22 protein-coding genes are annotated in these 22791 nt (G+C 68.9%); 12 read left to right on the forward strand and 10 right to left on the reverse strand.

Annotated features, from left to right (window positions below; translation table 11 throughout):
- Positions 1-75 precede the first annotated feature (75 nt).
- Positions 76-1455: a GH1 family beta-glucosidase gene (locus tag ASC98_RS27610; protein ID WP_056813424.1), complete on the reverse strand. Its 1380-nt coding sequence runs from the start codon at positions 1453-1455 to the stop codon at positions 76-78.
- A gap of 265 nt (positions 1456-1720) precedes the next feature.
- On the opposite strand from ASC98_RS27610, the gene ASC98_RS27615 reads away from it, so the two are divergent.
- From ASC98_RS27615 to ASC98_RS27625, 3 genes are all read left to right on the forward strand, one after another.
- Positions 1721-2728: a LacI family DNA-binding transcriptional regulator gene (locus ASC98_RS27615; protein ID WP_056813427.1), complete on the forward strand. Its 1008-nt coding sequence runs from the start codon at positions 1721-1723 to the stop codon at positions 2726-2728.
- A gap of 209 nt (positions 2729-2937) precedes the next feature.
- Complete coding sequence (locus ASC98_RS27620) at positions 2938-3891, forward strand: glycosyl hydrolase (RefSeq protein WP_082541895.1); 954 nt, start codon at positions 2938-2940, stop codon at positions 3889-3891.
- Between the two features lie 21 nt (positions 3892-3912).
- The gene (locus ASC98_RS27625; RefSeq protein WP_056813429.1) at positions 3913-4818 is read left to right on the forward strand and encodes a LysR family transcriptional regulator; all 906 of its coding nucleotides are present in this window, start codon (positions 3913-3915) and stop codon (positions 4816-4818) included.
- Here ASC98_RS27625 and ASC98_RS27630 read toward each other — a convergent pair.
- Complete coding sequence (locus tag ASC98_RS27630; protein ID WP_056813432.1) at positions 4815-5219, reverse strand: hypothetical protein; 405 nt, start codon at positions 5217-5219, stop codon at positions 4815-4817. The two genes, ASC98_RS27625 and ASC98_RS27630, sit on opposite strands and share 4 nt — an antisense overlap.
- A gap of 172 nt (positions 5220-5391) precedes the next feature.
- On the opposite strand from ASC98_RS27630, the gene leuS reads away from it, so the two are divergent.
- The 3 genes from leuS to holA are packed head-to-tail and all read left to right on the forward strand — an operon-like array spanning position 5392 to position 9644.
- A complete protein-coding gene (gene leuS / locus ASC98_RS27635) occupies positions 5392-8010 on the forward strand; it encodes a leucine--tRNA ligase (protein WP_056813435.1) in 2619 nt (872 codons plus the stop codon).
- Positions 8011-8017: 7 nt separating this feature from the next.
- Positions 8018-8506, forward strand: coding sequence for an LPS assembly lipoprotein LptE (gene lptE / locus ASC98_RS27640; protein WP_056813438.1), 489 nt, complete (start codon positions 8018-8020; stop codon positions 8504-8506).
- Positions 8507-8531: 25 nt separating this feature from the next.
- Positions 8532-9644: a DNA polymerase III subunit delta gene (holA, locus tag ASC98_RS27645; protein ID WP_056813445.1), complete on the forward strand. Its 1113-nt coding sequence runs from the start codon at positions 8532-8534 to the stop codon at positions 9642-9644.
- Positions 9645-9649: 5 nt separating this feature from the next.
- On the opposite strand, the gene ASC98_RS27650 is transcribed toward holA, so the two are convergent.
- From ASC98_RS27650 to ASC98_RS27670, 5 genes are read right to left on the reverse strand one after another with little or no spacing between them, the layout of a single operon-like run.
- Complete coding sequence (locus ASC98_RS27650; protein ID WP_056813448.1) at positions 9650-10540, reverse strand: glyoxylate/hydroxypyruvate reductase A; 891 nt, start codon at positions 10538-10540, stop codon at positions 9650-9652.
- Positions 10537-11019, reverse strand: a complete 483-nt coding sequence (locus tag ASC98_RS27655; RefSeq protein ID WP_056813449.1) for a CinA family protein — start codon at positions 11017-11019, stop codon at positions 10537-10539. The genes ASC98_RS27650 and ASC98_RS27655 overlap by 4 nt, the downstream gene beginning before the upstream one ends.
- Positions 11016-11591, reverse strand: a complete 576-nt coding sequence (locus tag ASC98_RS27660) for a phosphatidylglycerophosphatase A (protein WP_056813452.1) — start codon at positions 11589-11591, stop codon at positions 11016-11018. Before ASC98_RS27660 ends, ASC98_RS27655 begins: the two co-directional genes overlap by 4 nt.
- The gene (gene thiL, locus ASC98_RS27665) at positions 11588-12544 is read right to left on the reverse strand and encodes a thiamine-phosphate kinase (protein ID WP_056813799.1); all 957 of its coding nucleotides are present in this window, start codon (positions 12542-12544) and stop codon (positions 11588-11590) included. Before thiL ends, ASC98_RS27660 begins: the two co-directional genes overlap by 4 nt.
- A gap of 17 nt (positions 12545-12561) precedes the next feature.
- Positions 12562-13401 carry an SPFH domain-containing protein gene (locus tag ASC98_RS27670; protein WP_056813455.1) on the reverse strand — a complete coding sequence of 280 codons (840 nt, stop codon included), beginning with the start codon at positions 13399-13401 and terminating at the stop codon, positions 12562-12564.
- Positions 13402-13536: 135 nt separating this feature from the next.
- On the opposite strand from ASC98_RS27670, the gene ASC98_RS27675 reads away from it, so the two are divergent.
- Both ASC98_RS27675 and ASC98_RS27680 read left to right on the forward strand, forming a co-directional pair.
- Positions 13537-14106, forward strand: coding sequence for a hypothetical protein (locus tag ASC98_RS27675; RefSeq protein ID WP_056813457.1), 570 nt, complete (start codon positions 13537-13539; stop codon positions 14104-14106).
- 14 nt (positions 14107-14120) lie between these two features.
- Positions 14121-14714: a hypothetical protein gene (locus tag ASC98_RS27680; protein WP_056813460.1), complete on the forward strand. Its 594-nt coding sequence runs from the start codon at positions 14121-14123 to the stop codon at positions 14712-14714.
- Between the two features lie 38 nt (positions 14715-14752).
- On the opposite strand, the gene ASC98_RS27685 is transcribed toward ASC98_RS27680, so the two are convergent.
- Both ASC98_RS27685 and ASC98_RS27690 read right to left on the reverse strand, forming a co-directional pair.
- Positions 14753-15376 (reverse strand): response regulator transcription factor, encoded by a 624-nt coding sequence (locus tag ASC98_RS27685; RefSeq protein WP_056813801.1) that lies wholly within the window; start codon positions 15374-15376, stop codon positions 14753-14755.
- Between the two features lie 56 nt (positions 15377-15432).
- Positions 15433-17475, reverse strand: a complete 2043-nt coding sequence (locus ASC98_RS27690) for a PAS domain S-box protein (protein ID WP_157597923.1) — start codon at positions 17473-17475, stop codon at positions 15433-15435.
- Between the two features lie 156 nt (positions 17476-17631).
- Here ASC98_RS27690 and ASC98_RS27695 point away from each other — a divergent pair, with 156 nt between their 5' ends.
- From ASC98_RS27695 to ASC98_RS27710, 4 genes are all read left to right on the forward strand, one after another.
- Complete coding sequence (locus ASC98_RS27695) at positions 17632-19926, forward strand: NADP-dependent malic enzyme (protein WP_056813462.1); 2295 nt, start codon at positions 17632-17634, stop codon at positions 19924-19926.
- Positions 19927-20297: 371 nt separating this feature from the next.
- Complete coding sequence (locus ASC98_RS27700; RefSeq protein ID WP_157597931.1) at positions 20298-20645, forward strand: ribonuclease domain-containing protein; 348 nt, start codon at positions 20298-20300, stop codon at positions 20643-20645.
- Between the two features lie 43 nt (positions 20646-20688).
- Positions 20689-21084, forward strand: a complete 396-nt coding sequence (locus tag ASC98_RS27705) for a barstar family protein (RefSeq protein ID WP_056813467.1) — start codon at positions 20689-20691, stop codon at positions 21082-21084.
- A gap of 302 nt (positions 21085-21386) precedes the next feature.
- Positions 21387-21980, forward strand: coding sequence for an outer membrane beta-barrel protein (locus ASC98_RS27710; protein WP_082541896.1), 594 nt, complete (start codon positions 21387-21389; stop codon positions 21978-21980).
- Between the two features lies 1 nt (position 21981).
- Here the strand turns inward: ASC98_RS27710 and rsmA are convergent, their stop codons facing one another.
- Entirely contained in the window at positions 21982-22746 is a 765-nt protein-coding gene (gene rsmA / locus ASC98_RS27715; RefSeq protein WP_056813474.1) for a 16S rRNA (adenine(1518)-N(6)/adenine(1519)-N(6))-dimethyltransferase RsmA, read from the reverse strand.
- Between the last annotated feature and the right edge of the window lie 45 nt (positions 22747-22791).

A 22791-nucleotide genomic window follows, 5' to 3' on the forward strand; every position in this document is an offset into this window, starting at 1 on the left:
TGTGGTGAAACTCGAGCACTCCGGCTCATTGGGGGTGAACAACCCGGCTCCCCGGGTGACTCGGTGAACGCGGTTTCAGGCCTTCGGCTGTCTCGCCTTCATGAAGGCCTGCACGACCCGGCCGCTGTCTTTCCAGGTGCGCGCCTGGGTCTCGTAGTCGACATGGACGATCCCGAAGCGGCGTTCATACCCATACGCCCATTCGAAATTGTCCAGCAGCGACCAGATGAAATACCCGCGAATATCCACGCCGTGGCGCATCGCGTCGTCGACCGCCAGCAGGTGGCGGCTGATGAAACTGATGCGCGACGGGTCGGCCACGCGCCCGTCGACGACCTTGTCGTCCGACGCCATGCCATTTTCGGTGATGTAGATCGGCGGCAGGTTCTTGTAACTCGCATGAAAGCCCTTCAGCAAACGGGCCAGCCCCTGCGGATAAACCTCCCAACCCATTTGCGTGCGCTCGACGCCGGGCATTTCGGTTTCGATGAAACCATGGCGGCCGTCGCTTTTCACCTGCGTGCGGAAGTAATAGTTGATGCCGAGGAAATCGAGCGGCGCGGCGATCGTCTGCATATCGCCGTCGAGCACCAGCGGCTCGGCGCCGGGCCACAGCCGCCACAGGTCGGCCGGGTAGCTGCCCTTCAGCAGCGGGTCGAGGATCCAGCGGTTGTGCTGCACCTCGAACAGGTAGGCGGCATCCTGGTCCTGCGGCGACGGCGTCTCGGCCACCGCGGCGCCGACGTTGGCGACGATGCCGACCTGTGCGTCCGGGTCGTTGCGGCGCAGCACGGCCACCGCGGTGCCATGTGCCAGCAGCAGGTGGTGCATCGCCTGCGTCGCGTAGCGCAGGTTCCGGCGGCCCGGCGCATGGCGGCCGACGGCGTAGCCCAGGAAAGCCGAGCACCACGGCTCGTTCAGCGTCGCCCAGGCCGTCACCAGGCCCTTGAACTCGCGGCTCACCAGGTCGGCGTATTCGGCGAAGTGGTAGACCACCTCGCGGTTGGTCCAGCCGCCGCGGTCCTCGATCCACTGCGGCAGGTCCCAGTGGTACAGCGTCACGTAGGTCTGGATGCCCTTGGCCTTCAGCGCTTCCAGCAGCCGCTTGTAGAAGGCCAGGCCCTTCGGGTTCGGCCGGTTGTTCGCGTCCATCACGCGCGGCCAGGCGATCGACAGGCGATAGGCCTGCACGCCCAGTTCCTGAATGATTTCCAGGTCCTGCGGCCAGCGGTGGTAGTGGTCGCAGGCAAACTCGCCGGTGTCCCCGTTCAATACCATGCCGGGGGTGTTCGAATAGGTATCCCAGATCGACGGGATGCGGCCATCTTCATGGATGGCGCCTTCGATCTGATAAGACGCGGTGGCGGTACCAAATAGAAAGTCGGGCGACCAGAGCCTGGAATCCGCGGGAATCTCCAACTGCACTGCACTGTACTTCGCCGAATTCGTACTCACTCCACACCTTTCGCAACTGCTGCTTGACTTGACGGATCGTCCAGGCACTACAATGCCAGCCCAATTGGAACCGGTTCCAAAGAGCGGATCGCATTTCAGCATCTCTGCCGCCAACCGGCATTGGGGAAAACCCGGTCGGATGGGCGTCAAGCGAGTAAAGGGCCGGGGGCAGGAAACGTGAGCGCGGGTGGCTCCTATGATTCCCGGTTCGGGGAAGCGGTTCTCCTGCAGCGTTCTCTTGCGCAGGCTCTTTCACAGGCAACGAATGGCAACCATCAAGGACGTGGCGCGGCTGGCGGGTGTGGGGGTCGGCACCGCCTCGCGGGTGATCTCCGGCCGCGGCTCGGCGTCGCCGGCGGCGGTGGAGCGGGTGCAGGGCGCGGTGCGCCAGCTCGGCTTCCGGCCGTCGAGCCTCGCGCGGGCGTTGTCGTCGCGCACGCTCGGCATGGTCGGCGTCTTCGTGCCCGATTTCAGCGGCCCGTTCTACGGCCGCATCCTGCAGACGATGGACGCCGAGCTGCGCGAGTTCGACCGCCACATGGTGGCCGCGAATGGCTGCGGCCACGGCGACCGCCGCCAGCAGGCGCTGGACGGCACGGCGTTCCTGATCCAGCGCGAATGCGACGGCCTGATGCTGCAGAGCAACGAGCTGCTCGACGAGGACCTGCTCGCGCTGCACCGGCTGCAGCCGCGGCTGGCGGTGCTGAACCGGCTGGTGCCGACGCTCGAGGCCCAGTGCTTCTCGGCCGACCACCGCGTGGGCGGGCAGCTCGCGGCGCAGGCGCTGCTGAGCCACGGTCACCGGCAGATCGCGGTGATCTCGGGGCCGAATTCCGCGCCCGACAACGAGGCGCGGCTGGCGGGCTTCTACGGCGAGCTCGCGGCCCATGGCATCGCGCGCGACACGGTGCCGCAGGTCGAGGGCGACTTCAGCTCCGAAAGCGGCTGGCGCGCGGCCTCGCAGCTGCTGGAACGCGGCGTGCCGTTCACCGGGCTGTTCGGCGCCAACGACGTGATGGCGATCGCGGCGATCTCGCGCCTGCAGCACGCCGGGCTGCGCGTGCCCGAGCAGGTGTCGGTGGTCGGCTACGACGATTCGGAGCCGGCGTCGTACAGCAACCCCCGCCTCACCTGCGTGCGCATTCCGATCCAGGACGTGGTGTCGAACGCGTCGCGCTACCTGTTGAACGCCTGCTACGGCAGCACGCTGCCGGTGACCCACATGTTCGAGCCGACCTTCGTGTGGCGTGACTCGGTCGTGAAAGTTCCCTGAAATACACCGCCCTCCGAAGAGGGATGCGCATTGCGTCGGCACGGCGCGAGGCGCCCGACAAAGTTTGGCCTGCGCATCGACGGTTTGCGTCAGATGCAAGTGATAAACGGTTCCACTTCGGGGTTCGGCGGCCGTGGCATGCGAACTGCAACACGGTTTCCCCCATCGGCGAACGACTGCCAGCACGTTGGAACAAGCGAAAGTTTTCGATGAACGATCACCCTGACCTCGACAGCCGGCTGCGCCGGCGCCTGATCGGCGCCAGCCTGGCGTCCGCAGCCACCGCGGCGCTGGCCGCTTGCGGCGGCGGCAGCGATGCATCGCCGTCGCCGGCACCGGTGGGCGGCACCCCGCCTTCGCCGGCCCCGGCGCCCTCTCCGTCACCTGCACCGGCACCGGCCTCGAAGAGCTTCAAGCGCGGCATCGCCTACGACCTGGCGACGACCGGCGACCTGAACGCGCTCGCGCCGGGTGTGTCCTGGTGGTACAACTGGTCGCCCCGCCCGGCGGTGACCCCGCCCACGGGGACCGACTTCGTGCCGATGGCATGGAACTTCGCGTTCAACGACGCCGAGATCGAGACGCTGCTGAAGGCCAACCCGCAGTACAAGTACCTGCTGGTGATCAACGAGCCGAACCTCTACGGCCAAGCGACGACAACGCCGTCCGATGCGGCAGCGGCCTGGCCGCGCCTCGAGGCGCTGGCGACGAAAACCGGTGTGAAGATCGTCGGCCCGCAGATCACCTGGGGCACCCTGACCGGCTTCACGGACCCTGTCGTCTGGATGGATGCCTTCTACGCCGCCTACCGAAATGCCAACGGCGGGCGTGATCCGCGCATCGACATGCTGGCATTCCATTGGTACGACTACGGCCTGGCCGCGCAGCTCGACCGCCTGAAGAAATACGGCAAGACGTTCTGGGTCACCGAGTTCGCGAACTGGCACGAGGGCGACGGCTCGGCGGCGATCGACACCGTGGCCAAGCAGAAGGCCCAGATGGCGGAGATGGTCGCCCTGCTCGAAAGCCGGGCCGACGTCTTCCGCTATGCGTGGTTCACCGGCCGCTGGGAGAAGGATGACCACTACACCAGCCTGCTCGTCAAGGGTCATGACGGCCAGCTGACCGAGCTGGGTCAGTACTACCTGTCGTTGCCGTTCTGATCCCCGGAGCCTTGCCGTCCCATGCGTGACCCTGTCACCTTCGACCAGCTGAAGATCTTCATCGCCTGCGTCGAACGAGGTAGTTTTTCAGGAGCGGCGCGCAAGCTGCACCGCACCCAGTCGGTGGTGAGCCAGGCCATCGCGCAGCTGGAGCGCCAGATCGGCGTGATGCTGTTCGACCGCAGCGGCCGCCTGCCGACGCTGACCGACGAAGGCCGCGCGCTGCTGGCCGACGCGCGCATCGTCGCGCGCGGCGTCGACGGCTTCAAGGCGCGCGCCAAGAGCTTGTCCGACGGGCTCGAGCCGGAGCTGTCGGTCGCGATGGATGCGCTGTTTCCGATGGACTGGCTGACCCAGGCGGTCGGCGCGTTCCGCCACGAATTTCCCGGCACGCCGCTGCGGCTGCATGTCGATGCGATGGGGGCGATCCTGCAGCCGGTGCTCGACGGGCAGTGCCGCATCGCGGTGATCGGCAGCCTGCCGGAGGTGCCCGACACACTTGAATCGCAGCCGCTGCTCGACGTGGCCGCTGTCACGGTGGTGGCGCCGACGCACCCGCTCGCATCGCACGACGGGCCGATCCCGCGCGCGGTGATCGAGCAGCATGTGCAGCTGGTGCTGACCGACCGCTCGCGCATGACGGACGGGCGCGACTACGGTGTCGTGTCGCCGATCACCTGGCGGTTGGCCGACCTGGGCACCAAGCATGCGTTCCTGCGTGCCGGCTTCGGCTGGGGCCACATGCCGCGTCCGCAGGTGGAGGCCGATCTGGCCCAGCGCAGCCTGGTGACGCTGGAGGTGGAAGGCCTGCCGTTCAACCCGCCGTCGTTCTCGATGCGCTCGGTGCACCGCAAGGATGCGCCGCCGGGGCCGGCCGCGCGTTGGTTCCTCGACTGGCTGAAGCAGGCCGAGGCGGACCGGGCTTAGCCCTGGAGGTACAGGATGCTCAGCATCATGGTCAATGTCCTGAGCTGCTTCAACGCATTGATGTAGGCCGGGCTGCCGGGAAGCCTGGTGGTGGCGCCAGCCTTCGCAACCGCATCCCTGAAGGAAAGCTGGAGCGACGGAGGCACCTGCGACAGGTGCGCGGACATGTCCCGTTGCAGATCCGGCCATGTCGCGCCTCCTCCTGCGATCGCCGACGACAGCGCCAGCATGAACGGGGTCAGTGGGCCGTAGTCGACAAGGCTGACCTCCAGGTCTTTCGCAGCTTTGCGGGACTCCTTCAACTTGGCGGACGACGCCGGCTTGCGCGCCCCATCTTCGGTCCGAGTGTCTGCACCAGGCGTGCGATGAGTTCCGATGCTGGGCGCGGCTCTGGTGGTCATGGGGTACGACTCTCTGTGACGACGAAGGTTGCTGGTGATGGCTGAGTGGGCAGCGAAGCCGGATTGATTCCAAGACGGACGTACCGCCTGCGTCGGCGGCCAGCCGGCGGAAAGACGGGGCCGGTTCCTATAATCGCCCCTCGCCCCCCGAGCCACCCACGGCGCCGTAACGATGACTCCCGACTTCAAGCCCACCGAGATCGAACGCGCCGCCCAGGCCGCGTGGACCGCTGCCGACGCCTACCGCGTGACGGAAGACGCCAGCAAGCCCAAGTTCTACGCCTGCTCGATGCTGCCGTACCCGAGCGGCAAGCTGCACATGGGCCATGTGCGCAACTACACGATCAACGACATGTTGACGCGCCAGCTGCGCATGAAGGGAATGAACGTCCTGATGCCGATGGGCTGGGATGCCTTCGGGCTGCCGGCCGAGAACGCGGCGATCAAGAACAAGGTGCCGCCGGCGAAGTGGACCTACGACAACATCGCCTACATGAAGCGGCAGATGCAGGCGATGGGCCTGGCCATCGACTGGAGCCGCGAGATCGCGACCTGCTCGCCGGCCTACTACCGCTGGAACCAGTGGCTGTTCCTGAAGATGCTGAAGGCCGGCATCGCCGAACGCCGCACCCAGGTCGTCAACTGGGACCCGGTCGACCAGACCGTGCTCGCCAACGAGCAGGTGATCGACGGCAAGGGCTGGCGCTCCGGCGCGCCGGTCGAGAAGCGCGAGATCCCCGGCTACTACCTGAACATCACGAAGTACGCCGGCGAGCTGCTCGACTACGTGCAGGAGCAGCTGCCCGGCTGGCCCGAGCGCGTGAAGCTGATGCAGGAGAACTGGATCGGCCGCAGCGAAGGCGTGCGCTTCGCGTTCCCGCACCGCATCGCCGGTACCGACGGCCAGCCGGTCGGCGGCGGCCGGCTGTACGTCTTCACGACGCGCGCCGACACCATCATGGGCGTGACCTTCTGCGCGGTCGCGCCTGAGCACCCGCTGGCCGTGCACGCGGCGGCCACCAACCCGGCGGTCGCAGCCTTCATCGAGGAAACCAAGGCGGGCGGCACCACCGAGGCCGAGCTCGCGACGCAGGAGAAGAAGGGCGTGCCGACCGGCCTGGTCGTGCAGCACCCGATCACCGGCGAAGACGTGCCGGTGTGGGTCGGCAACTACGTGCTGATGAGCTACGGCGACGGCGCGGTGATGGGCGTGCCGGCGCACGACGAGCGCGATTTCGCGTTCGCGAAGAAGTACGGGCTGAACATCCTGCAGGTCGTCACGATCGACGGCGAACACTTCAGCTACGACCACTGGCAGGAGTGGTACGGCGACAAGCAGCGCGGCATCACGATCAACTCCGACAACTTCAGCGGGCTCGACCACGCGAAGGCGGTCGACGCGGTGGCCGCGGCGCTGGCGCACAAGGGCCTCGGCGAGAAGAAGACCACCTGGCGCCTGCGCGACTGGGGCGTCAGCCGCCAGCGCTACTGGGGCACGCCGATCCCGATCATCCATTGCGACGAGCACGGCGCGGTGCCGGTGCCCGAGAAGGACCTGCCGGTCGTGCTGCCGGAAGACGTCGTGCCCGACGGCAGCGGCAACCCGCTGAACAAGCGTGCCGACTTCCTGAACGTCGCGTGCCCGACCTGCGGCAAGCCGGCGCGCCGCGAGACCGACACGATGGACACCTTCGTCGACAGCTCGTGGTACTTCATGCGCTACTGCGACGCGTCGAACGACAAGGCGATGGTCGGCGCCGGCACGCAGTACTGGATGCCGATGGATCAGTACATCGGCGGCATCGAGCACGCGATCCTGCACCTGCTGTATGCGCGCTTCTGGACCAAGGTGATGCGCGACCTGCACCTGGTCAAGGTCGACGAGCCGTTCACGAAGCTGCTGACGCAGGGCATGGTGCTGAACGAGGCCTTCTCGCTGACGCACGAAGGCGCCGGCAAGGACTACTTCTGGGCGCATGACCTCGAGATCGAGCGCGACGACCATGCGCACGTGCTGTCGGCGGTGCACAAGGAGAGCGGCAAGCCGGTCGTGTACGAGGGCTGGACGACGATGTCCAAGTCCAAGAACAACGGCGTCGATCCGCAGGACCTGATCGAGAAGTTCGGTGCCGACACCGCGCGGTTGTTCGTGATGTTCGCGTCGCCGCCGGAGCAGACGCTCGAATGGAACGACCAGGGCGTCGAAGGCGCGAACCGCTTCCTGCGCCGGCTGTGGGCGTTCGGCGCGAAGAACACCGCGCTGATCACGGCGGCCGGCGAGGTGGCCGGCGCCGTTCCGAAGGACGCGCAGGCGCTGCGCCGCGAGGTGCACACGCTGCTGCGCCAGGTCAGCTACGACTACGAACGCATGCAGTACAACACCGTGGCGTCCGGCGCGATGAAGCTGCTGAACGCGCTCGAAGGCTTCAAGGGCGATGCGCCGGCCGTCGTGCGCGAAGGCTTCGGCATCCTGCTGCGCGCGCTGTACCCGGCCTGCCCGCACATCACCTGGAAGCTGTGGTCCGACCTCGGCTATGCCAAGGGCCTGGGCGACCTGCTCGACGCGCCGTGGCCGCAGGTCGACGAGGCCGCGCTGGTGCAGGACGAGATCGAGCTGGTGCTGCAGGTCAACGGCAAGACGCGCGGTGCGATCACCGTCGCGGCCGGGGCCGACAAGGCCGCGATCGAGGCCGCCGCCGTCGCGAGCCCGGACTTCGTCAAGTTCTCGGAAGGCAAATCGCCGAAGAAGGTGATCGTGGTGCCGGGCCGGCTGGTCAACGTGGTGGTCTGAGCACACGATGCAACGCCGCACGGTCCTGCTGTCCTTCGCCGCCGCGCTGGCCGGCTGCGGCTTCGAGCTGCGCCGCGCGCCGGAGCTGCACTTCAAGGCCATCCAGCTGACCGGCTTCAAGCCGCAGTCGCCGCTGGCCGGCGACCTGCGCCGCGCGCTGCAGTCGGTCAACGCGACGCGCGTCGTCGAGGCCGCGTCGCAGGCCGAGGTGGTGCTCGAGGCGCTGAACGACGTGCGCGAGAAGGGCGTCGTGTCGTCCGGCACCGCCGGCCAGGTGCTCGAAGTCCAGCTGCGCTCGCGCTTCAGCTTCCGGCTGCGCACGCCGATGGGCAAGGAGCTGATCCCGGCCAGCGAAATCCTGCTGGCGCGCGACATGACCTACAACGAGAGCATCGCGCTGGCGAAGGAGCACGAAGAGACGCTGCTCTACCGCGCGATGGAGACCGACATCGCCTCGCAGGTGCTGCGCCGGCTGGCGTCGGTCCAGTCCGTCTGACCCTTCACACGAACTTCCCCCGCCGATGCAGCTGCGAGCTGACCAACTCCCCACTCACCTGCGCCAGGGCCTGAAGCGGATCTACACGATCCATGGCGACGAGCCGCTGCTCGCGCAGGAGGCCGCCGACCTGATCCGCGCCGCCGCGCGCGCGGCCGGCCATTCCGAGCGCCAGGTGCACACCGTCGCCGGCGCGCACTTCGACTGGAGCAGCCTGCTCGGGGCCTCGCAGGCGCTGAGCCTGTTCGCCGACAAGCAGCTGATCGACATCCGCATCCCGTCCGGCAAGCCGGGCAAGGACGGCTCGCAGGCGCTGCAGCGCTACTGCGAGACGCTGTCGGACGACGTGGTCACGCTGGTGCAGTTGCCCAAGCTGGACCGCACGCAGCAGACCAGCGGCTGGTTCGTCGCGCTCGATGCGGCCGGCGTCACGCTGCGCGTCGACCCGATCGAGCGCCGCGCGCTGCCGGCCTGGATCGCGCAGCGGCTCGCGGCGCAGGGCCAGCGCGTGCAGGACGGTGAAGCCGGGCAGCAGACGCTGGCGTTCTTCGCCGACCGTGTCGAAGGCAACCTGCTGGCCGCGCACCAGGAGGTGCAGAAGCTCGGGCTGCTGTACCCGCAGGGCGAGCTGGGCTTCGAGCAGATCGAATCGGCGGTGCTGAACGTCGCCCGCTACGACGTGTTCAAGCTCGGCGAGGCGGTGCTGGCCGGCCAGGTCGGCCGCGCGCTGCGCATGCTCGATGGGCTGGAGGCCGAGGGCGAGGCGGCGGTGCTGGTGCACTGGACGCTGGCCAACGACATCCTGGCGCTGCGTCGCGTGAAGGACGCGATGAACGCCGGCAAGCCGCTCGCGCTCGCGCTGCGCGATGCGCGGGTCTGGGGGACGAAGGAGCGGTTGTTCGAACGCGCTGCGCCGCTGCTGAGCGACGACGGGTTGTCGCAGCTGGTCGAGGCGGCGCAGGTCTGCGACGGCCTGGTCAAGGGGCTGAAGCACGCCGACTGGCCGTTCGAGCCGTGGCAGGGGCTGCGCCGGCTGGTGCTGATGGTGATGCAGCAGGTCACGCAGCAGGCGGCACCGGCCCCGGGGACGGTGCGCGGCGGGCCGGCGTCGAAGGTGTCGCTCGTTCTGAGGGCCTGAGCGTCTCAGTAACCCCGCTGCCGGTCGACCAGGTGCTGCAGCGGCTGTCCCGCGCGCAGTGCACGGATGTTGGCGGCGACCACCTGCGCGGCACTGCGCGGATCGGTCTGCGCCGCGACGTGCGGCAACACCGTCACCTGCGGGTGCTGCCAGAACGGATGCGCTGCCGGCAGCGGTTCGGTTGCGAACACGTCGAGCACCGCGCGCGACAGTTGCCCGTCATCGAGGGCCGACAGCAGGTCCGCTTCGACCACCTGCGCACCGCGCGCCAGGTTCACGAAACTCGCGCCGCGGCGCATCTGCGCGAAGCGGGTGCGGTCGAAGAAGCCGGTCGTCGCCGGGGTCAGCGGCAGCAGGCTGATCACGATGTCGGCCTGTGCGAGCACGCCATCGACCGGGCCGCTGCCCGTGCGCCAACCGTCGACGATGAACCCCTGCTGCGCCAGCCGCGCGGCCACCGCCTGCCCCATCTGCCCGAGGCCGAGCACCGCGACGCGCGTCTCGTCGGCACGCCGCTGGCCGTGCTGCCGCCACACGCCGGCGCGCTGCTGCAACGCGTAGTCGAAGAAGCCGCGCTGCAGCGCCAGCGCCGCCCACAGCGCGGTCTCGGCCATCGCGGCATTCATCGCCGGATCGACCATGCGTGCGAGCGGCACGTCGGCCGGCAGTGTCGGGTCGCGCAGCAGCTTGTCGACGCCGGCCCACAGCGACTGCACCAGCTTCAGCCCCGGCAGGCCGTGCAGCGCACCGGCCGGCGGGTTGGCGACGATCGCGATGTCGATGTCGTCGCCGGTTCGCTCCCGCAGCAGCGTCTCGCCGGGAAGGGCCGCTTGCAGCGCCGGCAGCCAGGTCGCCCACTCCGCGGCGTCGAAGTCGGCGGCCAGCAGGATGCTCACGACGCCGCCTGCAGCAAGCGCATCAACGCCTGGGACACCGTCTGCCCGCGCACCGCCGTGCGGTCGCCGGCGAACAGCAGCCGCTCGGCCTGCGTCGTCCCGTCGCGCTGCGCCCACGCGAGCCACACGGTGCCGACCGGCTTGCCCGGCACCGCGCCGCCCGGCCCGGCGATGCCGGTCACCGCGACCGCGAAGCGCGCCGGCGAGTGCCGCAGCGCACCTTCGGCCATCGCGCGCGCGACCTCTTCACTGACCGCACCGTGCTGCGCGATCAGCGCCGCCGGCACGCCCAGCATCTGCGTCTTCGCGTCGTTGCTGTAGGTCACGAAGCCGCGCTCGAACCAGTCGCTCGAGCCGGCGACCGAGGTGCAGGCCGCGGCAATCAGCCCGCCGGTGCAGGACTCGGCCGTCGCGATGGAGCCGCCGCGCTGTCGCAGCACGCGCGCCAGCGCCAGCACCGCCGGCTCGAACTCGTTCACACGAACCTCCACAGCGCGATCACCAGCAGCGCGCACAGCGCCGCGACGAAGTCGTCGAACAGGATGCCGAAGCCTTGCGCCCAGCCGATCGGCTGGCCGCGGCGCAGCTTGAAGCGGCCGTCGGCCCAGCCGACCGGGCCGGGCTTCACCGCGTCGAAGAAGCGGAACAGGCCGAAGGCCACCGCCTGCGCGAGCAGGCCGGCCGGCGTCACCAGCCACAGCACGGCCCAGAACGCCAGCACCTCGTCCCAGACGATGCTGCCCGGGTCGGCGACATTCAGGTTGCGCGCGGTCACCGTGCAGGCCCACCAGCCGACCGCCGTGCCGACCGTCAGCAGCAGCAGCCACTGCAGGTCGCCCAGGTGCGGCTGCAGGATGACGAACGCGAGCCAGGCCCACAGCGTGCCGACCGTGCCGGGCGCGACCGGCGACAAGCCGCTGCCGAAGCCGAGCGCGATGACGTGCGCCGGGTGGCGGAACATGAAGCCGATGGTCGCGCGGCGCGGTGCCGGGCGCAGCGGCGGCGACGGTTCGGGCGCGCGAGCGGGATCGGGATGGGGCGCGGGCGTCATGGCTTGAAATGATCGAAGGCCGCGAAGCGCTGGTCGACCGCCGCGCCGTCGCCGTCCACCAGCCGCAGGCCGTGCGCGGCCGGCTCGATGCGTCCGATGCGCGTCGCCGCGACACCGGCGCCTTGCGCGGCGGCGCGAACGGCGGCGGCCTGCGACGGCGGCGCGGTGAACACCAGCTCGTAGTCGTCGCCACCGGCCAGCGTGCAGTTGCGCTGCAGCGCGAGCGGCTGCGCGGCCAGCACCGCGCTGCGCGGCAGCGCATCGACCTGCAGCGTGGCGCCGGCGTTCGAGCGCTTCAGGATGTGGCCGAGGTCGCCGAGCAGCCCGTCGGAGACGTCGATCGCGCTGGTCGCGATGCCGCGCATCGCGATGCCAAGCGCGACGCGCGGCGTCGGCAGCTCCATCGCGGCGCGCACCTGCTCGAAGCCGTCGCCGGCCAGCGCGACGCTGCCGCGAAACACCTCCAGCGCGAGCCGCGCGTCGCCGAGCGTGCCGCTGACCCAGATCTCGTCGCCGTCGCGCGCGCCCGAGCGCAGCAGCGCCTGCCCGGGCGGCACCTCGCCGAACACCGTGATGCACAGGTTCAGCGGGCCTTGCGTCGTGTCGCCGCCGACCAGCTCGCAGCCGTGCGCGTCGGCCAGCGCCAGCAGGCCGCGCGAGAAGCCTTCGAGGAACGCCTCGTCGATGCGCGGCAGCGCCAGCGCCAGCGTGAACGCGAGCGGCTGCGCGCCGCAGGCGGCCAGGTCGCTGAGGTTGACGGCCAGCGCCTTGTGGCCGAGCCGCTGCGGCGCGACCGTCGACAGGAAATGCCGCCCCTCGACCAGCATGTCGCTGGACGTCGCGAGCTGCATGCCGGGCGTGAGGTTCAGCAGCGCGCAGTCGTCGCCGACGCCGAGCGCCGCGCGTCGCGCCGGCCGCGTGAACCAGCGCGCGATCAGGTCGAATTCGCCGATCACCGACATCGCGCCGCTCACTTGCCGATGTTGATCAGCGGCGCCGTCTGCATGTTCGCCGGCAGCACGACGGTGGTCGTGCCGCCCTTCTCGGCGAACTTCAGCAGCGCCAGGTTCGACTCGTGCTGCAGGTACTCGCGCGTCAGGCTCTGGTTGATGATCTGGTTGGCGCGCGCGATGCCCTCGGCCTTCTTGACCTCCACCTGCGCCTCGGCCTCGGCGATCGCGATGCGCTGCTTCGTCGTCTCGAGCTGCTTCTGCGCCGCGACCGAATCCTGGATCGCCTTCTCGATCGCCGGGTCGGTGGTCAGCGAGCGGATCACGACGCGCGTGATCTGGAACACGCCCTTGTCGTTGGCGTCGAGCTCGCCCTGCAGCGACTTGCGCACCGCCTGCGCCAGCTCCTCGCGCTGGGTGTGCATCACCAGGCTGTCGATGTGCGAGGCCTGCTGGTAGATCGCGTTGCGCGCGACGCGCTGCAGCAGCGCGTAGGCCGGCAGGTAGACGCGGCTGCCTTCGTCGCGGGTGTGCTGGCCGGCGTACTTCACGTACAGGTCGGCGACGAAGCCGGGCGTGACGCGGTAGTAGACGGTCATGTCGAGGTCGCGCAGCGACAGGTTGTCGCGGGCCTTCGGCGTCAGGTCGTTCAGGTCGAGCCCGATCTCCTTGGCCGAGAACTCCTGCACCCGGCTGATGCCCGGGATGCCGAGGTAGATGCCCGGCTCGACCTCGTCGGCGCTGACCTTGCCGAGCGTCGTGCGGATGCCGACGTTGCCCGATTCGATGGTGCCGCAACTGGACACGGCGAACACCAGCCCCAGCACGACGATGGCAGCCAGAACAGCGCGAACGATCACGGTGGATCTCCTGTGGGTGGCGTGATGCGGGTTTGCCCCGGGTCGCGATTATCGCGGCGGAACCGGCGTTCCCTGTGAAAATCCGCCCGCGCGTCGGAGGGCGCGCTCCATCCATCACAACCAGAGAGCAGTCCCATGAGCTTGTTTCGTTCCGCATTGGTGCTGGCGGCCAGCGCCGCCGTTGCCGTCTTCGTCAGCGGGTGTTCGACGACCGCCCCGGCGTTCCAGCCGTCCATCGCCAACGTCAGCACGCTGAAGGCGGCCGGCAGCACGCCGGTGGCGGTCGGTGCCTTCACGGTGCAGGCCGGCCTGAAGACCGCCACGTCGATCCAGTTGCGCGCTGCCGACATGACGACGACCAAGGGCAGCTACGCCGAGTACCTCGCCGACGCGCTGAAGTCCGAACTCGACCTCGCCAAGCGGCTCGACCCGAAGGCCACGATCGAGATCACCGGCGTCCTGTTGAAGAACGACATCGCTGCCGGCGGCTTCTCGACCAACAGCGGCGAGGTCGAGGCGCGCTTCATCGTGCGTCGCGACGGCCAGGTGAAATACGAGAAGACCAAGCGCGGCACGGCCGAATGGGAAGGCTCGTTCGCCGGTGCGACCGCGATTCCGAAGGCCGCGCAACAGTACCCGGTGCTGGTGCAGAACATGCTCGCGGCGCTGTACGCAGACGCCGACTTCCTGGCCGCCATCCGCTGATCGGGAGCCGTTCCATGCGCATCCAACAGATCCTGCTGGCCCTGGCCCTCGGCGTCTCGGCCCTGTTCACCGGCTGTGCCCACCCGATCACGGTGGGTCCGGTCGACGCGAACCAGATCAAGGCCTCGGGCACGTCACGCATCGGCAAGTCGGTCGGCTACTTCATTGCGCCGGAAGACGCGCAGCGCGAGGTGACCTCGGGCGGCGGCGGCGGCGACAAGGTGAGCTACAAGCCCTACGCCGACCTCGACCCCGGGCTGTACCGCGCCTTGTCCGAGGTGTTCGCGAACGTGACGAAGATGAAGTCGGCCAACGAGGCCGCCGCGGCCGGCAGCCCGTTGCGACTCGTGATCCTGCCGAAGATCTTCACCAATTCGTCGTCGAGCAGCGCCCTCACCTGGCCGCCCACCGACTTCTCGATCGAACTGGTCTGCAAGGTCACCGACGCGGCCGGCGCGGCCGTCACCGAAGTCAAGGGCATCGGCAAGGGGCACGCCGAGTACGACGAGTTCAAGAACAACCACTCGCTGTCGGCCAACCGGGCGACACAGGAAGCGCTGGTGAACCTCGTCAAGGCCCTCGAGGCCGATCCGGCCCTGCGCCGCTAGGCGCCGCGGCGAGCGACTGGGCGTGGCGCGTCCGCGCTTCAGTCGCGCATCCGGTTGGCCAGTTCCACCGCCGACTTCACGTCCATCTTCTCGAACACCCGCGCGCGGTGCACCTCGACCGTGCGCACGCTGATGTTCAGCTCGTCGGCGATCAGCTTGTTGGGCCGGCCGTCGATCACCCGCTCCATCACCTCGCGCTCGCGCTCGGTGAGTTCGGCCAGGTGCTGCTGCAGCGTGACGCGGTCGCGCCGGCGCAGGATGGCCTGCGTGCTCTGCGCGAGCGCCTGCTCCACGCGGTCGACCAGCGCGTTGTCGGAGAACGGCTTCTCGACGAAATCGAACGCGCCGCGCTTGACGGCGGCCACCGCGGTCGGCACGTCGCCGTGGCCAGTCAGGAAGATCACCGGCAGCGCCTGCAGCAGGCCGCGCTCGGCCAGTCGCTCGAACAGCGCGAGGCCGCTGGTGACCGGCATGCGAACGTCCAGCACCAGGCAGCTCGGCGACGTCGGCCAGCCGGCGGCGGTGGCGGCGGCCAGGCGCGGCGCGAGCATGGCCTCGAAGGCCTCGGCGCTCGCGAAGCCTTCGGACAGCAGCCGGCGCGAGCGCAGCAGCCAGGCCAGCGCCTCGCGCACGACGTCCTCGTCGTCGACCAGGTAGACCATCGGCAGGCCAAGGTGGGCGGGTGCGGCCGGCGTGCCGCCGTGGGAGGGACTGCTGTTCATGGGCTCGTGTTCTTGCTGTCGGCGGGCAGCGTGAACCTGAATTCTGCGCCGATCACGCGCCGCGCGGCATCGAAGCGGTTCTCGAACACCAGCAGGCCGCCGTGCTGCTCGATCACCGTGCGGCACAGGCTCAGCCCGAGCCCCATGCCTTCGGGCCGGGTCGTGAAGAACGGCGTGAACAGCCGCGGCGCGACCTCGTCGGCGACACCGGTGCCGCGGTCGACGATGCCGAACGCGACCCAGCGGGCATCCACCGGGCGCACGCGGATGGTCAGTTCGCGCTCGGCCGCCGGGGTGTGCGACTCCATCGCCTGGATCGCATTGCGCGTCAGGTTCAGCAGCACCTGCTCGAGCATCGTGCGGTCGCAGACCACGCGCGGCATCGGCTTCGGCAGGTCGAGCTCGATGCGCGTGCCGCTCTTGCGCGCCTGCAGCCGCACCAGCGGCAGCACCGCGTCGATCAGCAGGTCGGCGCGCACCGGCTCGCGCGCCTGCTCGCGCCGGCGCACGAAGTCGTGCACGCTCTTGATCACGCGGCCGGCCCGCTCGGCCTGCTCGGCAATGCGCTGCGAGGCCTGGCGCAGCAGCGCCAGCGTCTCGGCGCCATCGCCGTCGGTGTCGTTCATCAGGTTCAGCGAACCGGCGGCGTAGCTCGCGATCGCCGCCAGCGGCTGGTTCAGCTCGTGGCTCAGCAGCGAGGCCATCTCGCCGACGGTGGCCAGCCGCGCCGTCGCCTGCAGCCGCTCCTGCTGCTGGCGCGACACCTCCTCGATCTTGCGCTGCGCGCTGACGTCGAGCGCCGCGCTCATCCAGCCGGTGTGGCGGCCGGCCCCGTCGACCAGCGGCGCCTCGAAGATCATCACCGCGAAGCGCTCGCCGTTGCGCCGCATGAACACCGTCTCGTAGCCCTCGCGCGGCGGCACCGTGCCGGCCAGCCGCACCTGCTGGCGCTTGGTGTATTCCGACGTGAGTTCCGGCGGCCAGTACGGCGGCGTCGTCTGCCCGACCAGCTCGGTCGCGCTGAAGCCCACCATCTCGCAGAAGGCCGGGTTCACGTAGGTGATGCGGCCGTGCGGGTCGCGCGCGCGCAGCCCGGTGACCAGCGAATCCTCCATCGCCTTGCGGAAGCTCAGCGCCTCGGCGAGCGCCGCCTCGGCGCCGGCGCGCTTGCGCACGTCGCGCGCCAGCAGCACCACCACGCCGCCGAGCGCGAGCGACAGCCCGAGCACCAGCGCGGTGCTGAGGTTGGGGATCAGCCGCGGGCGGCCGGCGCTGCTGTCGACCCGCAGCTGCAGGCTCAGGCCCGGCAGGTCGACCAGCCGCTCGGCGATGAAGGCGCCCGCGCCGCGCGGCAGGCCCGCACGCGCGAGCCGCGTGCCGTCGCCTTCGATGAACGACAGCTCGTGCACCCGCTTCACCTCGCTGCCCACCGTTTCGTCCAGCAGCCGGCCGAGCGCGAAGGTGGCGGCCATGAAGCCGAGGTTCTGCCCGCTGCCGGCGATCGGGATGCAGACGTCCATCACCTCCAGGCCCAGCCCGCCCGGCAGCGGCACGAAGTAGCTGCGCGAGTACGACGGGCTGCCCTGGCGGCGCGCGGTGGTGCACGCGAGCTCGGTCTCGAGGTCGATGTCGTCGCGGTGGATCTGCGTGAAGGCCGAGCCGTGCAGCGGCGAGTCGACCGACTCGGTGATCTCCAGCTGCGCATCGCGGCGCTCGATGCGCAGCAGCTCGCGGTGCGCGCGCAGCAGCGCGGCCGCATCCTGCTGCCACAGCGGGATCGATGGGTTGTTCCACAGCAGCGCTTGCAGGCTCTGCAGGTCGCGGCCGAGCGCCTGCTTGATGTCGCCCGCCGCCGCGGTGGCGGTGGCGTCGACCTGCTCCTGCGCCCGGCTGCTCTCGTAGCCGAGCGTCAGCCACACCAGCAGCGACTGGGCAACCAGCAGCAGCGCCACCAGCGTCGCCCACGGCAGCGCGCGCCGCCAGCGCCGCGGCGGCAGGGATTCGGGGGCGGCAGGCGGTGGGAGCAGGGGCGAAAGCATCACTCGGGGCGCGGGGACCACCCTGCAGTATTGCGAATGGGCCGGCCGTGGAGGTACGCAGTTTCGCGCATGGGGGCCGGTGGCGCGCTGCGCAACACTGCGGGGTTCGCGCCCTCCTACAATGCTTTCCCCTTCGAGGACCCACGAGATCACGCCATGGCCCCAACAGACAACAAGCATGCCGAACTGCGCCGAGCGGCTCTGGAGTACCACGAGTTTCCGGTGCCCGGCAAGATCGCGATCGCCGCGACCAAGCAGTTGATCAACCAGCGCGACCTGGCCCTGGCGTACTCGCCCGGCGTGGCCGCCGCCTGCGAAGAGATCGTCGCCGACCCGGCCAACGCGTTCCGCTACACCGCGCGCGGCAACCTGGTGGCCGTCGTCACCAACGGCACCGCGGTGCTCGGGCTCGGCGACATCGGGCCGCTGGCGTCGAAGCCGGTGATGGAAGGCAAGGGCGTGCTGTTCAAGAAGTTCGCCGGCATCGACGTGTTCGACATCGAGCTCGCCGAGCGCGACCTGGACAAGCTGGTCGACATCATCGCCGCACTCGAGCCGACCTTCGGCGGCATCAACCTCGAGGACATCAAGGCCCCGGACTGCTTCTACGTCGAGCGCAAGCTGCGCGAGCGCATGCACATCCCGGTGTTCCACGACGACCAGCACGGCACCGCGATCACCGTCGGTGCGGCCGTGCTGAACGCGCTGAAGGTGGTCGGCAAGGACATCGACAAGGTCAAGCTCGTGACCTCCGGCGCCGGCGCCGCGGCGCTCGCCTGCCTGGGGCTGCTGGTCAAGCTGGGCGTGCCGCGCGAGAACATCTGGGTCACCGACCTGGCCGGCGTGGTCTACGAAGGCCGCACCGAGCTGATGGACGAGGACAAGATCCAGTTCGCGCAGAAGACCTCGCACCGCAAGCTGGCCCAGGTGATGGAAGGCGCCGACATCTTCCTCGGCCTGTCGGCCGGTGGCGTGCTGAAGAAGGAGATGGTGGCGTCGATGGCGGCCAAGCCGATCATCCTGGCGCTGGCGAACCCGACACCGGAGATCCTTCCGGAAGAGGTCAAGGAAGTGCGCGCCGACGCGATCATCGCGACCGGCCGCACCGACTACCCGAACCAGGTCAACAACGTCCTGTGCTTCCCGTACATCTTCCGCGGCGCGCTCGACAGCGGCGCGACCACGATCACGATCGAGATGGAGATCGCCGCGGTGCACGCGATCGCCGAGCTGGCCCAGGCCGAGCAGAGCGAGGTGGTGGCCGCGGCCTATGCCGGCGCGACGCTGAGCTTCGGCCCCGAGTACCTGATCCCGAAGCCGTTCGATCCGCGACTGATGATGAAGATCGCGCCGGCGGTGGCCCAGGCCGCGGCCGACTCCGGTGTCGCGACGCGCCCGGTCAAGGACATGGACGCCTACCGCGAGAAGCTGCAGAGCTTCGTCTACGCCTCCGGCACGACGATGAAGCCGATCTTCACGCTTGCGAAGTGCGCCCAGCACAAGCGCGTGGTCTTCGCCGAAGGTGAAGAAGAGCGCGTGCTGCGCGCGGTGCAGGTGGTGGTCGACGAGAACCTGGCGCGACCGACGCTGATCGGCCGGCCCGAGGTCATCGCGCAGCGCATCGAGAAGTTCGGGCTGCGCCTGAAGGCCGGCAACGACTACGACCTGGTCAACACCGAGCACGACGAGCGCTACCGCGACTACTGGCAGACCTACCACCGCATGATGGCGCGCAAGGGCGTGACCGCGCAGCTCGCGAAGATCGAGATGCGCCGCCGCCTGACGCTGATCGGCGCGATGCTGCTGCACAAGGGCGAAGTCGACGGCATGCTGTGCGGCACCTGGGGCAACACCGCGATGCACCTGCAGTACATCGACCAGGTGATCGGCCTGCGCAAGGGCACCAAGACCTATGCCTGCATGAACGGGCTGATCCTGCCGAACCGGCAGGTGATGCTGGTCGACACGCACGTCAACTACGACCCGACCGCGGCCCAGCTGGCCGAGATCACCGTGATGGCGGCCGAGGAGATGAAGCGCTTCGGCCTGCGCCCGAAGGCGGCGCTGCTGTCGCACAGCAACTTCGGCTCGAGCAACCAGCCGTCGGCGATCAAGATGCGCGAGGCGCTCGCGCTGCTGCACGAGCAGGCGCCGTGGCTGGAGGTCGACGGCGAGATGCACGGCGACGCCGCGCTCGATCCCGGCTACCGCGCCGAGCTGATGCCGACGAGCACGCTGTCCGGTGAGGCCAACTTGCTGGTGCTGCCGAACATCGACGCCGCCAACATCAGCTACAACCTGCTGAAGACGGCCGCCGGCGGCGGCATCGCGATCGGTCCGGTGCTGCTGGGCGCGGCCAAGCCGGTGCACATCCTGACGCCGTCGGCCACCGTGCGCCGCATCGTCAACATGACCGCGCTGACGGTCGCCGACGCGAACGCGGCCCGCTGAGCGGCGCGATCTGACAAAAACGGGCGCCGGCCGCGCACCAAGCACAGCTTGGTGCGTGTGCCAAAAATGCCCGGGGGTCCTGCACGGGCATGTGACGCCCTTGTCATCGATCCGCCAGCGCTGGTTGAGGCCACAAAGTCCGTCCGGATGTGCCGACTCATATGGCCCTGGACGAATGCGAGCATTCACTGATTTTCAGCTCACCCTGCCCCAAATTGAGGCAGCGGCTTGAGCTTTGCGGGTTGATTCGGTACCATCCTGGTTTCCGAATTCAGGGATAACCCGTGTCTCTCTCCGGTATGCTGGCCGGTTTTGCAAGTCAGTTCGATGGCCGGGCCCGCTGGGGCCGCGCGGCGATCGTGGTGGCGGTCATGGCGGCCAGCGTGGTGTCAGTGCCTGCAAAAGAAGCACCGCCGGCCGCCGACGAGTTGGCCACGGTGTCCCTGGCGGCGCTGCCGGCCGAAGCCCAGGCGACAGAGCGGCTGATTCGAACCGGGGGCCCGTTTCCGTATCCGAAGGATGGCAGTGTGTTCGGCAACCGCGAGCGCCAGCTACCGGCACAGCGCCGCGGCTACTACCGCGAGTACACCGTGCCGACCCCGGGGGCCAGGAACCGCGCTGCCAAGCGCATCGTCTGCGGTGGCTATCAGGTCACGACACCGCAGGCGTGTTACTACACCGACGACCACTACGCGAGTTTTCGCCGCATCGTGAAGTGAAGGTCAGCTGATGGATTCTTTTGAACCAAGGAGGAACGAGACCATGCTCTTGCAGACCGTCCGTCCAAACATCGTCCAGTCGATACGCGCCTACCGCGTCGAGGATTTGCAGGAAGCCGCGCAAGGCGTGGGCCAGCACTTCCTCTATGCGAACCTGACCAACGCCCAGTCCAAGCAGGACGTGCTGGACAGCATTGCCGAGTCCTTCCTGTTCCCGTCGCATTTCGGCAAGAACCTCGACGCGCTGTACGACTGCATGACCGACCTGGTGCACAAGTCGGGCACGCAGCCCGGCTTCGTCGTGGTGCTGGAGCAGCTGCCCGACAACCCGCGTTTCGACCGCGAGGCCCGCGAGCAGCTGCTCGACGTCTTCCGCGATGCCGCCGATTTCTGGGCGGAGCGAAAGATACCGTTCAGGTGCTTCTATTCTTTTCAGTAGCCCGCTCCCAGGAACAAGGGTCATGGGAGCGGGCGACGGAAACGGCCCAGATTGCAGAGAACAAGCCCGCCAAGCCGGCGGCGAAGAGCGCGGCCAACGCGAACTTCGGAATGAACATGCCGATGATGAGCAGCGCGTTCGACACCTCGATGTGGTTGAACGCTGCCTGAGCTGATCGATCGAGCTCGTGGCACCAGCCCGCTTCGGCGGGCTTTTTCTTGCGCGTTCATCGTCAACATTGAGCTTGCCTTCGGCATCGGGGACGACACAATGCGCCGCACACAACAAGAGGGAGGACAACGATGGCATTCGGTCGTGGTGCGCGAGCGTGGCTCGCGACGGCATTGACGCTCGGCATTGCCGCTGCAGCAGGCGCACAAGAGAATGACGCGGCAATCGGGCCGCTGCCGGTGGCCGTGTCGGCCTCCGGCTGGTACGTGTCCGGCGGCGTCGGTGTGAGCCGATACCGTGTGTCGAACGGACAGGACGGCCACGAGACCCTGATCGGGCACGGCGGCAAGCTGATGGTGGGCTACCAGTTCCGCCGCTCGCTGCGGCTGGAGGCGGGCGCCGTGTCGCTCGGCTCCGACTGGCGAACCGGCCCGGCCATCGCGCTGGTCGGCGCGATCCACCTCGGCGACCACGTCGCGCTGCTCGGACGCATCGGGGCCTACTACCGGCGCACGGCCCGCAGCGAGTCGTTCTTCGGTTTCGACACCCGCGAGCAGGACGAGAAGGGCACCGAACCCACGCTGGGGATCGGTGTCGAGTGGTACCTGCAGCCGCGGCTGTCGGCGTTGCTGGAGGTCGAATCGTATGAATCGCAGCTGAAATACATCTTCGATGAAACGCGCGGCGCCAACATGACGACGCTGTCGCTTCGCTACCGCTTCTGATCTAGCGCGGCCCGACCGCCCGGACCAGCGCCAGGTAGTCCGCGACTGGCACCTCCTCGGCGCGGCGCTGCACGTCGAAGCTTCCGCCGAAGCCGCGTTCGTCGAGCCAGCGGCCCAGCGTGTGCCGCAGCAGCTTGCGGCGCTGCGAGAACGCCACCGTCACCAGTTCGCCGAGCAGCGCCTGCGGCACGCTGGCGGCGTCGGGCAGCGGCTGCATGCGCACCACCGCTGAATCGACCCGGGGCGGCGGGTCGAACGATTCGGGCGGCACGTCGAGCACCGACTCGATGTCGTAGCGCCACTGCAGCATCACGGTCAGCCGGCCGTAGTCCTTGTTGCCGGGCGATGCCGCCATGCGGTCGACGACCTCCTTCTGCAGCATGAAATGCTGGTCCTGCACCTGGTCGACGGCATCGAGCAGGTGGAACAGGATGGGCGTCGAGATGTTGTACGGCAGGTTGCCGACGACCCGCAGCTTCTGGCCGGCCTGGGCGGCCAGTGCGGCGAAATCGACCTTCAGCACATCGGACTCGACGACGTTCAGCTCGGCGCGCTTGCGCAGCCGCGCCGCCAGGTCGCGGTCGAGCTCGATCACCGTCAGGCGCTCGCTGCGCGCGACCAGTGGATCGGTCATCGCGCCGAGGCCCGGCCCGATCTCGACCAGCGCCTGGCCCGGCCGCGGATCGATCGCGTCGACGATGGCGCCGATCACCGCGCCATCGGACAGGAAATGCTGCCCGAAGCGCTTGCGGGGGATGTGTTTCATGGAACCCCTCGATGAACGAGTACGTTCATCGATCCCCCGAGGGGA

Source organism: Rhizobacter sp. Root1238, assembly GCF_001425825.1.
Lineage (GTDB): Bacteria > Pseudomonadota > Gammaproteobacteria > Burkholderiales > Burkholderiaceae_C > Rhizobacter.

What these genes read in the sequence shown, in the direction of transcription:
- leuS (WP_056813435.1), top strand. Translation starts at nt 5,392, where the DNA reads ATGACTCCCGACTTCAAGCCCACCGAGATCGAACGCGCCGCCCAGGCC.
- ASC98_RS27695 (WP_056813462.1), top strand. Translation starts at nt 17,632, where the DNA reads ATGGCCCCAACAGACAACAAGCATGCCGAACTGCGCCGAGCGGCTCTG.
- ASC98_RS27630 (WP_056813432.1), bottom strand. Translation starts at nt 5,219, where the DNA reads ATGACCACCAGAGCCGCGCCCAGCATCGGAACTCATCGCACGCCTGGT.
- rsmA (WP_056813474.1), bottom strand. Translation starts at nt 22,746, where the DNA reads ATGAAACACATCCCCCGCAAGCGCTTCGGGCAGCATTTCCTGTCCGAT.
- holA (WP_056813445.1), top strand. Translation starts at nt 8,532, where the DNA reads ATGCAGCTGCGAGCTGACCAACTCCCCACTCACCTGCGCCAGGGCCTG.
- ASC98_RS27710 (WP_082541896.1), top strand. Translation starts at nt 21,387, where the DNA reads ATGGCATTCGGTCGTGGTGCGCGAGCGTGGCTCGCGACGGCATTGACG.
- ASC98_RS27680 (WP_056813460.1), top strand. Translation starts at nt 14,121, where the DNA reads ATGCGCATCCAACAGATCCTGCTGGCCCTGGCCCTCGGCGTCTCGGCC.
- ASC98_RS27660 (WP_056813452.1), bottom strand. Translation starts at nt 11,591, where the DNA reads ATGACGCCCGCGCCCCATCCCGATCCCGCTCGCGCGCCCGAACCGTCG.
- ASC98_RS27620 (WP_082541895.1), top strand. Translation starts at nt 2,938, where the DNA reads ATGAACGATCACCCTGACCTCGACAGCCGGCTGCGCCGGCGCCTGATC.
- ASC98_RS27705 (WP_056813467.1), top strand. Translation starts at nt 20,689, where the DNA reads ATGCTCTTGCAGACCGTCCGTCCAAACATCGTCCAGTCGATACGCGCC.
- ASC98_RS27700 (WP_157597931.1), top strand. Translation starts at nt 20,298, where the DNA reads ATGGCGGCCAGCGTGGTGTCAGTGCCTGCAAAAGAAGCACCGCCGGCC.
- ASC98_RS27685 (WP_056813801.1), bottom strand. Translation starts at nt 15,376, where the DNA reads ATGGTCTACCTGGTCGACGACGAGGACGTCGTGCGCGAGGCGCTGGCC.
- ASC98_RS27615 (WP_056813427.1), top strand. Translation starts at nt 1,721, where the DNA reads ATGGCAACCATCAAGGACGTGGCGCGGCTGGCGGGTGTGGGGGTCGGC.
- ASC98_RS27675 (WP_056813457.1), top strand. Translation starts at nt 13,537, where the DNA reads ATGAGCTTGTTTCGTTCCGCATTGGTGCTGGCGGCCAGCGCCGCCGTT.
- ASC98_RS27625 (WP_056813429.1), top strand. Translation starts at nt 3,913, where the DNA reads ATGCGTGACCCTGTCACCTTCGACCAGCTGAAGATCTTCATCGCCTGC.
- ASC98_RS27690 (WP_157597923.1), bottom strand. Translation starts at nt 17,475, where the DNA reads ATGCTTTCGCCCCTGCTCCCACCGCCTGCCGCCCCCGAATCCCTGCCG.
- lptE (WP_056813438.1), top strand. Translation starts at nt 8,018, where the DNA reads ATGCAACGCCGCACGGTCCTGCTGTCCTTCGCCGCCGCGCTGGCCGGC.